At 64.0% G+C, this 12369-nt stretch carries 7 protein-coding genes and 2 tRNA genes; 7 read left to right on the top strand and 2 right to left on the bottom strand.

Annotated features, from left to right (window positions below; genetic code table 11):
• The first annotated feature begins 80 nt into the window (after positions 1-80).
• Together IRZ56_RS10520 and IRZ56_RS10515 are read left to right on the top strand one after the other, a co-directional pair.
• Positions 81-1796 carry a proline--tRNA ligase gene (locus IRZ56_RS10520; RefSeq protein WP_196144888.1) on the top strand — a complete coding sequence of 572 codons (1716 nt, stop codon included), beginning with the start codon at positions 81-83 and terminating at the stop codon, positions 1794-1796.
• An 11-nt stretch (positions 1797-1807) separates the two neighbouring features.
• Entirely contained in the window at positions 1808-2761 is a 954-nt protein-coding gene (locus IRZ56_RS10515) for a hypothetical protein (RefSeq protein WP_196144887.1), read from the top strand.
• Positions 2762-2865: 104 nt separating this feature from the next.
• Here the strand turns inward: IRZ56_RS10515 and dinB are convergent, their stop codons facing one another.
• Positions 2866-3921, bottom strand: a complete 1056-nt coding sequence (dinB, locus tag IRZ56_RS10510) for a DNA polymerase IV (protein ID WP_196144929.1) — start codon at positions 3919-3921, stop codon at positions 2866-2868.
• A 218-nt stretch (positions 3922-4139) separates the two neighbouring features.
• Between dinB and IRZ56_RS10505 the strand changes: the two genes are divergently transcribed.
• The 4 genes from IRZ56_RS10505 to IRZ56_RS10490 all read left to right on the top strand — a co-directional run bounded on the left by IRZ56_RS10505 (position 4140) and on the right by IRZ56_RS10490 (position 8769).
• Positions 4140-4216: transfer RNA gene (locus IRZ56_RS10505), tRNA-Met, on the top strand.
• Between the two features lie 121 nt (positions 4217-4337).
• A tRNA-Met gene (locus IRZ56_RS10500) sits at positions 4338-4414 on the top strand.
• 420 nt (positions 4415-4834) lie between these two features.
• Positions 4835-7477, top strand: a complete 2643-nt coding sequence (gene mprF / locus IRZ56_RS10495; protein ID WP_196144886.1) for a bifunctional lysylphosphatidylglycerol flippase/synthetase MprF — start codon at positions 4835-4837, stop codon at positions 7475-7477.
• A complete protein-coding gene (locus tag IRZ56_RS10490; RefSeq protein WP_196144885.1) occupies positions 7477-8769 on the top strand; it encodes a virulence factor family protein in 1293 nt (430 codons plus the stop codon). The genes mprF and IRZ56_RS10490 overlap by 1 nt, the downstream gene beginning before the upstream one ends.
• A 131-nt stretch (positions 8770-8900) precedes the next feature.
• On the opposite strand, the gene IRZ56_RS10485 is transcribed toward IRZ56_RS10490, so the two are convergent.
• Positions 8901-10799, bottom strand: coding sequence for a potassium transporter Kup (locus IRZ56_RS10485; RefSeq protein WP_196144884.1), 1899 nt, complete (start codon positions 10797-10799; stop codon positions 8901-8903).
• A 237-nt stretch (positions 10800-11036) separates the two neighbouring features.
• Between IRZ56_RS10485 and rimO the strand changes: the two genes are divergently transcribed.
• The gene (rimO, locus tag IRZ56_RS10480) at positions 11037-12368 is read left to right on the top strand and encodes a 30S ribosomal protein S12 methylthiotransferase RimO (protein ID WP_196144883.1); all 1332 of its coding nucleotides are present in this window, start codon (positions 11037-11039) and stop codon (positions 12366-12368) included.
• Position 12369: the final 1 nt, after the last annotated feature.

The following is a 12369-nucleotide window of genomic DNA, read 5'->3' as shown; positions in this document are numbered from 1 at the left end:
GGGGCATCCTGTACGCCTTCGCTTCGCCCCCGTACAATGCGGGGTCATTTCAACGTCTTAGGCAATCGACACGGCTCACCATGCGCACCAGTCAATATTTGCTCGCCACCCAGAAAGAAACCCCTGCCGACGCAGTGGTCATCAGCCATCAGCTCATGCTGCGCGCCGGCATGATCCGCAAGCTGGCCTCCGGCCTGTACACCTGGCTGCCGATGGGCCTGCGGGTGATGCGCAAGGTCGAAGCAGTGGTCCGCGAGGAAATGAACGCCGCCGGCGCACTGGAAGTGCTGATGCCAAGCATCCAGCCTGCCGAGCTTTGGCAGGAATCCGGCCGCTGGGAACAGTACGGCCCAGAGCTGCTGCGCCTGAAAGACCGCCACGACCGCGAGTTCTGCGTTGGCCCGACCCACGAGGAGGTCATCACCGACCTCGCGCGCAACGAGCTGTCCAGCTATAAACAGCTGCCGCTGAACATGTACCAGATTCAGACCAAGTTCCGTGACGAGATCCGTCCGCGCTTCGGCCTGATGCGCGGCCGCGAATTCATCATGAAGGACGCCTACTCCTTCCATGCCGACCAGGCTTCCCTGCAGGAAACCTACGACCGCATGCACCAGGCATACACCAATATCTTCACCCGCCTGGGCCTGGACTTCCGTCCGGTGCAGGCCGACACCGGCTCCATCGGTGGCAGCTACTCCCATGAATTCCACGTCCTGGCCGAGTCCGGCGAAGACGATGTGATCTTCAGCGACAGCTCCGACTACGCCGCCAACATCGAGAAGGCCGAAGCCATCCCGCGTGAAACCGTGCGCCCGGCCCCCACCGAGGAGCTGCGCCTGGTCGATACGCCCGATGCCAAGACCATCGCGCAACTGGTCGAAAACTACGGCCTGCCGATCGAGAAGACCGTCAAGACCCTCATCGTACGTGGCGCCGAGGAAGGCAAGCTGGTCGCCCTGGTGGTCCGTGGCGACCATGAGCTGAACGAGATCAAGGCAGCCAAGCTGGAACAGGTCGCCGACCCGCTGGTCATGGCCACCGACGCCGACCTGCGCGCCGCCATCGGTGCCGGTGCCGGCTCCCTCGGCCCGATGAACCTGCCGCTGGAATGCATCATCGACCGATCCGTGGCCCTGATGAGCGACTTCGGCATCGGCGCCAACATCGACGACAAGCACTACTTCGGCGTCAACTGGGAACGCGACCTGCCGGTCCCACAGGTGGCCGACCTGCGCAACGTGGTCGAAGGCGACCCGAGCCCAGACGGCCAGGGAACCCTGGTGATCAAGCGCGGCATCGAGGTTGGCCACATCTTCCAGCTCGGCACCAAGTACAGCGAGGCGCTCAAATGCCAGGTGCTGGGCGAGAACGGCAAGCCGGTGACCCTGGCCATGGGTTGCTATGGCATCGGCGTATCCCGCGTGGTCGCCGCTGCCATCGAGCAGAGCTATGACGACAAGGGCATCATCTGGAACGACGCCCTGGCACCGTTCCAGATCGCCCTGGTACCGCTGCGCTACGAAACCGACGCCGTTCGCGAAGCCACCGACAAGCTGTACGCCGAACTGACCGCCGCCGGCTACGAAGTGCTGCTGGACGACCGCGACAAGAAGACCAGCCCCGGCATCAAGTTCGCCGACATGGAGCTGATCGGCATTCCGCACCGCATCGTGGTCAGCGACCGCGGCCTGGCCGAAGGCAACCTGGAATACAAGCACCGCACCGAGCAGGAGGCCCAGACCTTGCCGCTCAACGAGGTGCTGACCTTCCTGCAAGCCCGCATTCGCCGCTGATACGAGTAGCCATGTCCAAGCGAAGTACCTTTGCCCTGGGGGGCGCCGCACTGTGCGGCGCCCTGCTCGTCAGCGGCTGCGCCAACCAGATGTCCCAGCGCAGCGAGCATGAGGAGCGCGCCGAGCGCAAGCTGCTCGAACATACCCTGCAGATCGACGTGGGCGAGCCCAAGGTCATGGAGCTTCCCCAGCGGCGCGTGCGGGTTCATGAACAGAAGCGCTTCGAAGTCACAGAGTTCGAAGTCACTCGCCGGTACGACCGCTACACGCCGTACCAACCCTGGCGGGAGATCTACGAGATCCCCCTGGGCGCGGTGGCGGTGGTCGCCGGCATCGGCGCCAATGTGGTCAATGTGTTCGCCCTGGGCAACCTGCCACAAAGCGTTACCCATGACTGGCTCGGCTACGGCCTGGCCGGGCTCAACCCGTTCATGAACGTGCCGTCCAACGGCCGCGCCCAGCAGAACCTGGCAGGTATCAGCGAGGTGCAGAAGGACAAGCGCGAGGAATACACCAGCCTGCCCTGGAGCGAACGCTTGGTCGAGGTCAAGGCCGGCAAGCTGACCCATGAGCTCACCACCGACCACAACGGTGTGTTGCGCCTGAACCTGCTGGACAGCCCGTTCTCCGAGCAGAACCTCAACCACGTCGGCACCCTGCACCTGCACGTGGCCGACGAGGACAATGGGGCGCGGGCCGACGCCAGCTTGCTGGTCAGCAGCGCCCTGCGCGGTAAGCTACAGGAAGCCCATGAACTGATCTTCGATGACCTCGAGGATGATGAGGTGGGGCAATGGGTCCACCGGGTCAAGCGCTTGTCTGAACTGGGGCTGGAAGAGGAAGCCAGCGAACTGGAGCAGAGCCTGATCGAGCTGACCCGCAACGATCCTGAGCTGCAGCAGGAGTTCCTGCATGCGTTGACCAAGGATGCCGGGCGACTGGTGGCTGATCCGGGCGTGCAGTAACCCCGGTTGGAATCGAGGTGCCGCACGACCTGTAGGAGCGGCCTTGTGCCGCGAAAGGGCTGCGCAGCAGCCCCACTGCAGCCGACACCACCATTACGCCATCTTTACCTCGGAAAAAGCTCCAACTGCTCGTGAGCTCCACGCAAATCCCGCAAACGCACCCCTACGCCCAAGAGCCGCACCGGCTTTCCACCCCTGGCAAACGCCTGGCTCAACAACTGCCGATAGCTTTCCAAGTCCCGCCCGGCGCCGGCCTGCTCCAGCGTGGTCTGGCTGAAATCATGGAACTTGACCTTGACGAACGGTTTGTCGGGCTGATAGCTGCTGTCCATCCTCGCGATTCGCTCGTTCAGGCTGCCCAGCAGTTCAGGCAGTTTGGCCAGGCAGCTCGCCAAATCCGGCAGATCGGTGTCGTAGGTGTTTTCCACGCTGACCGACTGGCGCCGGCTGTCGTTATGCACACTGCGTTCATCGATACCACGCGCCAAGCCCCACAACCGTTCGCCAAAACTGCCGAACTCACGCACCAGCGCCAGCCGTGACCAGTCACGCAGCTCCAGGCAGGTATCGATACCCAGCCGCGCCAGTTTATCTGCGGTGACCTTGCCCACTCCATGCAGCCTGGCGACCGGCAACGCGGCCACGAAGGCCTCGACTTCAGGTGGGGTGATGACGAACAGGCCATTGGGCTTGCGCCAGTCGCTGGCAATCTTGGCCAGGAACTTGTTCGGCGCCACGCCGGCCGACACGGTGATGTGCAAGGTCTTGGCGACCCGCCTGCGAATATCCTCGGCAATGCGCGTGGCACTGCCGGCGTACCACTGGCTGTCACTGACATCCAGGTAGGCCTCGTCCAGCGACAGCGGCTCGATCAGGTCGGTGTAGTCGCGAAAGATCGCATGGATCTCCCGGGAGGCTTCGCGGTAGGCCTCGAAACGCGGCTTGACGATCAACAGGTCCGGACACAGTTTCAAGGCGTGCCGCGACGACATGGCCGAGCGCACCCCATAGGCACGCGCCTCATAATTGCAGGTGGCAATGACGCCACGCTGCTCCGGCGCCCCACCCACCGCCATGGGGCGACCGGCTAGCCGCGGGTCGTCGCGCATCTCGATCGCGGCATAGAAACAATCGCAGTCGATATGGATGATCTTGCGCAAGGACATGGATGACCGTCAGCACTGTAAATTCATACAGATACTACTCCATGGGACCAAACGGAGACAGCAGGCTTCCAGCAAAACCGACAAATTCCTTGCAAGCCCCGCCATGACTGAGCTGCAGCCACGCCATCAACGCTAAGGGATTGAACAAAAAAGGATTTTTCAAAATAAGCCTTGACATGGGGCAGGATTTCCGTAGAATTCGATCTCACAGGCGCGGGATGGAGCAGCCTGGTAGCTCGTCGGGCTCATAACCCGAAGGTCGTCGGTTCAAATCCGGCTCCCGCAACCAGATTCAGAGAAAGGCCACTGTCGATACAGTGGCCTTTTTTCTTGCCCTGAAAAAAATCGACGGAAAATCAAAGAGTAATGCTTGACAGCCACTCAGGAATCCGTAGAATGCGCCCCACTGACGCGGGATGGAGCAGCCTGGTAGCTCGTCGGGCTCATAACCCGAAGGTCGTCGGTTCAAATCCGGCTCCCGCAACCATATTCGTCAGAACAAACCCCGCCTGTGCAAACAGGCGGGGTTTGTTGTTTTCACCCCTCTTGAAAATTCCCCTCCCCTGAGCTCGCAGGTTTGCGGCTGCTATGCAGCCGATCGCGGCACAAGGCCGCTCCTACAGGGGCTGTGCACCGCCGGATCTGTACGAGCGGGCTCGCCCCGCGATCGGCTGCGCAGCAGTCGTAAAACCAGCTACATCGAGACAGCAGGCAAAACGGATGTTGCCGATCTGCGGCTGCGTTGCAGCCAAAGGCGGCCAAGCCACACCTTCGGATGAACTATCTTTAACCCTGCCAAAGCGCTGAAAGCGCGCCGGCCAGGAGTAAAATCTGGATACGTTTTCCGAAGGGACTTTCACTTGGCCGCACCTCTCCTCGACCTCGCGCTACCTGCCCGGGGTCATCCATGAATGTTCACGACGCCGAAACTCCGGCGCCTCTTGCCACTGCGCTGCCCAATGCCGCCCGCCGCCTGCCCTGGCTGGAATGGCTGAGCCGGTACCGCCAGCCACTTGGCCTGGCTTTGACCTTGTTGCTGTTCAGCCTGGCCCTGGTCGCCTGTCGCCACCTACTGAGCGAGCTGGACATCCATGCCCTGCACGACGCCATGCTCAGCGTGCCGGGCCCTTCCCTGGCAGGGGCATTGCTGGCCACCGCGCTGGGGTTCATGGCCTTGCTAGGCTATGAATGGTCAGCCAGCCGCTACGCTGCGGTGCAACTGCCCGCGCGTACCCTCGCGCTCGGAGGGTTCAGCGCCTTCGCCATTGGCAATGCCGTCGGCCTGTCGATCCTCTCGGGCGGTTCGGTGCGCTATCGCCTATATGCTCGCCATGGCCTGGGCGCTGCGGAAATCGCCCGCATGACGGTGTTCGCCAGCCTGTCGCTGGGTTGCGCCCTGCCGCCCCTGGCGGCACTGGCGACACTCGCTGACCTGCCGGCCGCCGCCGCCGCGCTACGCCTCCCGGCCTCCGTGCTGGCCGGTATCGCTTTGGCAGTGCTGGCAATGGCCACTGTACTGGTGGTCGGCCTCTATCGCAGGCGCCTGCCCGAACAGCCCTTGGCCGATAACGTGCTGGTAAGGTTCGGGCGACGTACCTTGCGCCTGCCCGACCTGCGCCTCGCGGCCCTGCAACTGCTGGTCACAGCCCTGGATGTCATCGCAGCAGCCACCGTGCTTTACCTGCTGCTGCCGGAAGCGCCGCCGTTCGGCGCCTTTGTCCTGGTCTACCTGCTGGCCCTGGCAGCAGGCGTGCTCAGCCATGTGCCGGGTGGCGTCGGGGTGTTCGAGGCCGTGCTGCTTGCAGCGTTCGCCGAGCAACTGGGCGCCGCACCGCTGGCCGCCGCCCTGCTGCTGTACCGCCTCATCTATGTGGTACTGCCCTTGCTGGTGGCCTGCGTAGTGTTGCTGGTCAGCGAAGCGCGGCGCCTGCTGTTCGCCCGCCAGGCGATCAATGCGGCGGCTGGGCTTGCTGCGCCGGTGCTGGCGATCCTGGTGTTCCTCTCAGGCGTCGTGCTGCTGTTTTCCGGTGCCACGCCCGAGATCGACACGCGCCTGGAGCACATGGGCTTCCTTATCCCTCATCGCCTGATCGACGCCTCGCATTTCGGGGCCAGCCTGGTCGGCGTGCTATGTCTGCTCTTGGCCCAGGGCCTGAGACGCCGGTTGTCGGCGGCCTGGCTGCTGACCACTGTGCTGTTGCTGGTGGGCGCCGTGTTGTCGTTGCTCAAGGGCTTCGACTGGGAGGAGGCTTGCGTACTGAGCGTCACCGCAGCGCTGCTGGCCTTGTTCCGCCGCTCCTTCTACCGGCCCAGCCGCCTGCTGGAACTGCCGTTCTCACCGGTCTACCTGGTGGCCAGTGTCTGCGTGCTCGGTGCCTCGCTGTGGTTGCTGCTGTTCGCCTACCAGGACGTGCCCTATAGCCATGAGCTGTGGTGGCAGTTCACCCTGGACGCCGACGCCCCGCGAGGCCTGCGCGCGGCCATGGGCAGCGCCGTGCTGTTGCTGATTGTCGCCCTCACCTGGCTGCTGCGCACCGCGCGCCCGGTCATCCACCTGCCCAGCGAAGACGAGCTGCAACGCGCCAAGCGCATCCTGCAAGGCTCCGACCAGCCCGATGGCGGCCTCGCCCTGACCGGCGACAAGGCCTTGCTGTTCCACCCCAACGACAAGGCCTTTCTCATGTACGCCCGCCGGGGCCGCAGCCTGGTCGCCCTGTACGACCCGATCGGCCCCGCCGAGGCGCGTGCCGAGATGATCTGGCAGTTCCGCGACCTGTGCGACCTGCACCATGCCCGGCCGGTGTTCTACCAGGTGCGTGCGCAGAACCTGCCGTATTACATGGACATCGGCCTGACCGCGCTCAAGCTCGGCGAGGAAGCCCGGGTCGACCTGCAGCGCTTCGACCTGCAAGCCCAGGGCAAGGAGATGAAAGACCTGCGCTACACTTGGAACCGAGGCGGGCGCGATGGCCTGGCCCTGGAGATCCATGAACCCGGCCAGGCACCGCTGGCGGCGCTCAAGGAAATTTCCGACGCCTGGCTCGGCGGCAAGAATGTACGCGAGAAAGGCTTTTCCCTCGGCCGCTTCAGCCAGGACTACCTACAGCATTTTCGCATCGCCCTGATCCGTTTCCAGGGGCGCCCGGTGGCCTTCGCCAACCTCTTGGAAACCCATGGCCACGAGCTGGCCAGCCTGGACCTGATGCGTGCCCACCCCGAGGCGCCCAAGCTGACCATGGAGTTTTTGATGATCGGCCTGATCCAGCACTACAAAAGCCAGGGCTATGCCCACTTCAGCCTGGGCATGGTGCCGCTTTCCGGCCTGCAGCCGCGGCGCGGTGCGCCCCTGACCCAGCGCCTGGGCTCGATGGTGTTCCAGCGCGGCGAGCAGCTCTACAACTTCCAGGGGTTGCGGCGCTTCAAGGACAAGTTCCAACCGGACTGGGAACCCCGCTACATGGCCGTGCCGGCCGGGCTCGACCCGCTGGTGGCACTGGCCGATACCGCCGCCCTGATCGCAGGCGGCCTGACTGGTTTGGTGAAACGTTGATGACCCGACGCTATTGGCTGTATGCATGCAGCGCACTTTTCCTGGCTTTGCTGGTGGGGGCCGCGACGTTCTGGCTATGGACCCGCCCCGCTCCGCAGGCCCACCTGGAACACCTGGCCCTGGCCGACGGCAGCGCCCTGCTGCGTGCCACACCCGGCGTGCACGCCCGCGCCCATGTCGCCATCGCCGTCCCGGCGGGGCAGGCGTTGAGCGACAAGCAACTGCTGGACTTGAGCCAGGCGGGCGAGGCGCAACTGGTGCAGGTCATCCTGCCGCCAAGCGATTGCTCCCGGCAGCAACAGGTACTGGACGAGGCCATGAAGGCCTTGTCCGCACCACCGAGCCTGGTCGCCGGTATCGGCCCGGGTGCCGCCCAGGCCTGGCGTTGGCTCGCCGGCCAAGACGATGACAAGGCCCGCGCCATCTCCGTGGATTTCACCCTGGAACAGCCCGGCTGCCAGCCCTTGCCCAAGGCCGCCGCCCATGGTCACTGGAGCGTGGCCTGGAACGATAACCCCGACGATGCCAGCGCAGCGTTCGTGCGCGACCAGGCCAACGCCGACACCAGCATCAGCGACTATGACATCCACCTGCCGCAGGTGCTCAAGGCGCAACTGACCCAGGCCCTGGTGGGCAAGGATGGCAATGCCCTGAGCATCCCGGTGGTCGAGGTCCCGGCCGGCCAAACCACCGACACGGTCACCCTGTTCCTCTCAGGCGACGGCGGCTGGCGTGACTTGGACCGCGACGTGGCCGGGGAAATGGCCAAGCTCGGCTATCCGGTGGTCGGTATCGACACCCTGCGCTACTACTGGCAGCACAAGAGCCCGGAACAGAGCGCCGCGGACCTTTCAGAGCTGATGCAGCACTATCGCCAGAAATGGGGAACCAAACGCTTCGTGCTCACGGGCTATTCCTTCGGCGCCGATGTACTGCCGGCGATCTACAACCGCTTGCCGGATGAGGACAAACAACGGGTCGATGCGGTGATCCTGCTGGCGTTCGCTCGCAGTGGCAGTTTCGAGATCGAGGTCGAGGGCTGGCTGGGCAAGGAAGGCCAAGAAGCGCCAACCGGGCCGGAGATGGCCAGGCTGCCGGCTTCGAAGGTGATTTGCGTGTATGGCGTCGAGGAGACCGACGAGAGTGGTTGCACGGACAAGACTGCGGTCGGGGAGCATCTGAAGTTGCCGGGCGGCCACCACTTCGATGAGAACTACCCGGCCCTGGCCAAGCGCCTGATCGGTGAGATCGAGACCCGCCAGGGCAAGGCCAACGTAGCTGAGCAGAACTGAAGACCTTGCGGGGGCTGCTTCGCAGCCCTTTCGCGGCGCGAGGCCGCTCCTACAGGACCACGTCGGTCGCCATCGCGAATCTGTAGGAGCGGCCTTGTGCCGCGAAAGGGCCGCGCAGCGGCCCCGGTCATTCAAATCTCGACCTGAGTCCCCAGCTCGATCACCCGGTTCAACGGCAGGTTGAAGAACCGCAGGTTGCCATTGGCATTCTTGAGCAGGAAGGCGAACAGGTTGCCACGCCACCGCGCCATGCCCTCGAGCCGTGAAGCGATCACCGTCTCGCGGCTGAGGAAATAGGTGGTGCGCATCGGGCTGAAATCCAGCGCATCCAGATGACACAAGCGCAGTGCCGCGGGTACGTCCGGCTCATCCATGAAGCCGAAGTGCAGCAGCACCCGGAAAAATCCGTCGCCATAGGCCTCCACCTCGAAGCGCTCATGCTCCGGCACCCGCGGGCGGTCTTCGCTGACCACCGTCAGCAGCACCACCTGGCTGTGCAGCACCTGGTTGTGCAACATATTGTGCAGTAACGCATGGGGCACGGCGTCCGAGCGCGCGGTCAGAAATACCGCGGTACCCTCCACCCGGTGCGGCGGCTGCATGCGGATGCTGCTGATGAACAGCGGCAGCGGCAAGGCCACATCATCTATACGCTCCACGAGAATCTGCTTGCCACGCTTCCAAGTGCTCATCAGCACGAACAAGACGATCGCCGCCAGCACCGGAAAAGCACCGCCCTGCAGAACCTTGGGCAGGTTGGCAGCGAAGAACAGCCCGTCAACCAGCAAGAACCCCAGCAGCACCGGCACCGCCAGCACGGGCGGCCACTTCCACAACAGCAGCATCACCACCGACACCAGCAACGTGGTCATCAGCATGGTTCCGGTCACCGCCACACCATAGGCCGCCGCCAAGGCGCTGGAAGATTCGAAGCCGATCACCAACAGCACCACACCAACCATCAAGGCCCAGTTCACCGCACCGATGTAGATCTGCCCCTGTTCGTCACTGGAGGTGTGCTGGATCTGCATGCGCGGCACATAGCCCAACTGGATGGCCTGGCGGGTCAAGGAGAAGGCGCCGGAAATCACCGCCTGGGATGCGATCACCGTGGCCAGCGTGGCCAGGCCCACCAAGGGAAGCAAGGCCCAGCTCGGCGCCAGCAGGTAGAACGGGTTGCGTGCCGCAGCCGGGTCCTGCAGCAGCATGGCGCCCTGGCCGAAGTAATTGAGCACCAGCGCCGGCAGCACCAGAGCGAACCATGCCCGGGCGATAGGCTTGCGGCCGAAGTGGCCCATGTCCGCATACAGCGCCTCGGCCCCGGTCAGCGCCAATACCACTGCCCCCAGGATCGCCACGCCCATGCCCGGGTGGACGATGAAGAAACGCACCGCCCAGCCCGGGTTGAGCGCCTTGAGCACCTCGGGACTTTGCAAGATGCCATGCACGCCCAGCGCCGCCAGCACCAGGAACCAGGCGACCATCACCGGCCCGAACAGGATGCCGATCTTCGCCGTGCCGTGCTTTTGCACCAGGAACAAGGCCACCAGGATCACCACGGCGATAGGCACCACCCAGTGCTCGATGCCATCGAAGGCCAGCCCCATGCCTTCCACCGCGGACAACACCGACACCGCCGGGGTGATCATGCTGTCACCGTAGAACAGCGAGGCACCGATCAACCCGCAGCCGACCATGACCATGCGCAGCTTCGGATAAGGGGCCACGGCGCGTCTGGCCAGGGCGGTCAGCGCCATAGTGCCTCCCTCGCCCTGGTTGTCGGCACGCAGGATGAAAATCACGTATTTGACCGACACCACCCACACCAACGACCAAAAGATCAGCGCCAGGATCCCCAGCACACCATCATGGTTGACCGTGACGCCATACCCGCCGGTGAACACTTCCTTGAGGGTATACAAAGGGCTGGTGCCAATGTCGCCATACACCACCCCTACCGCCGCCACCAGCAGGCTCAGCGGCCGGGCCGCTCCCTGCCCACCTTCGGCGTGACTGCTTGCCTGAACCATGGACCACTCCCGCAGACGGCCTCGCAGGCCGATAGAAACCACGCCCGCGCATGGCATCGCGCATACCCAGGTACGATGGCGCGAAGCATAGCCCAGCGTTCGTCGCTTTTCTGCTGGTCAAGCGCCCCTCTGCTCGCTAGAATTGCGCACTTTTTGATCAGAGGCGCCAAAAACGCCCGTCAGGATCGCCCCCTTCAATTCCGGCCGGGCGAGCCGTATTCAATACCGAGGTTAGTCATGTCCACCACTCCCGCCACGCCGAAGGTCGGCTTTGTTTCCCTGGGCTGCCCGAAAGCTCTGGTCGATTCCGAGCGCATCCTGACCCAGCTGCGCATGGAAGGCTACGAAGTCGTGCCCACCTACGAGGATGCCGACGTGGTGGTGGTCAACACCTGCGGCTTCATCGACAGTGCCAAGGCCGAGTCGCTGGAAGTGATCGGCGAGGCGATCAAGGAAAACGGCAAGGTCATCGTTACCGGTTGCATGGGCGTCGAGGAAGGCAACATCCGCGACGTGCATCCGAGCGTGCTGTCGGTCAGCGGCCCGCAGCAGTACGAGCAGGTGGTCAACGCCGTGCATGAGGTGGTGCCTCCACGCCAGGATCACAACCCGCTGATCGACCTGGTACCGCCCCAGGGCGTCAAGCTGACTCCCCGTCACTATGCCTACCTGAAGATTTCCGAAGGCTGCAACCACAGCTGCAGCTTCTGCATCATCCCATCCATGCGCGGCAAGCTGGTCAGCCGCCCGGTGGGCGAGGTGCTGAGCGAGGCCGAGCGCCTGGTCAAGGCCGGGGTCAAGGAGATCCTGGTGATTTCCCAGGACACCAGCGCCTATGGCGTGGACGTCAAGTACAAGACCGACTTCTGGAATGGCCGCCCGGTCAAGACCCGCATGCTCGAGCTGTGCGAGGCCCTGAGCAGCCTGGGCGCCTGGGTGCGCCTGCACTACGTATACCCCTACCCGAACGTGGACGACGTGATCCCGCTGATGGCCGCCGGCAAGATCCTGCCGTACCTGGACATCCCTTTCCAGCACGCCAGCCCCAAGGTCCTCAAGGCCATGAAGCGCCCGGCCTTCGAAGACCGTACCCTGGCTCGCATCAAGCGCTGGCGCGAGCAGTGCCCGGAGCTGGTGATCCGTTCGACCTTCATCGTCGGCTTCCCAGGCGAGACCGAGGAAGACTTCCAGTACCTGCTCGACTGGCTGACCGAAGCCCAGCTCGACCGCGTCGGCTGCTTCCAGTATTCGCCTGTCGAAGGCGCCCCGGCCAACGACATGGGCCTGGAAGAGGTACCGGACGACGTCAAGCAAGCGCGTTGGGACCGCTTCATGGCGCACCAACAGGCGATCAGCGCCGCACGCCTGCAGCTGCGTATCGGCAAGGAAATCGACGTACTGATCGACGAAGTCGAGGAGCAAGGCTCGGTCGGCCGCAGCTTCTTCGACGCGCCGGAAATCGACGGTAGCGTGTTCATCGATGGCGACCACGGCTTCAAGCCGGGCGACAAGGTTCGCTGCCGCATCGTCGATGCCGACGAGTACGACATGTGGGCCGAGCCTATCTGAG

Source organism: Pseudomonas guariconensis (genome assembly GCF_015680235.1).
Classification (GTDB): domain Bacteria; phylum Pseudomonadota; class Gammaproteobacteria; order Pseudomonadales; family Pseudomonadaceae; genus Aquipseudomonas; species Aquipseudomonas guariconensis_A.
This window is presented reverse-complemented; position numbering and strand designations above follow the sequence as displayed.

What these genes read in the sequence shown, in the direction of transcription:
- IRZ56_RS10520 (WP_196144888.1), top strand. Translation starts at nt 81, where the DNA reads ATGCGCACCAGTCAATATTTGCTCGCCACCCAGAAAGAAACCCCTGCC.
- IRZ56_RS10515 (WP_196144887.1), top strand. Translation starts at nt 1,808, where the DNA reads ATGTCCAAGCGAAGTACCTTTGCCCTGGGGGGCGCCGCACTGTGCGGC.
- mprF (WP_196144886.1), top strand. Translation starts at nt 4,835, where the DNA reads ATGAATGTTCACGACGCCGAAACTCCGGCGCCTCTTGCCACTGCGCTG.
- IRZ56_RS10490 (WP_196144885.1), top strand. Translation starts at nt 7,477, where the DNA reads ATGACCCGACGCTATTGGCTGTATGCATGCAGCGCACTTTTCCTGGCT.
- IRZ56_RS10485 (WP_196144884.1), bottom strand. Translation starts at nt 10,799, where the DNA reads ATGGTTCAGGCAAGCAGTCACGCCGAAGGTGGGCAGGGAGCGGCCCGG.
- rimO (WP_196144883.1), top strand. Translation starts at nt 11,037, where the DNA reads ATGTCCACCACTCCCGCCACGCCGAAGGTCGGCTTTGTTTCCCTGGGC.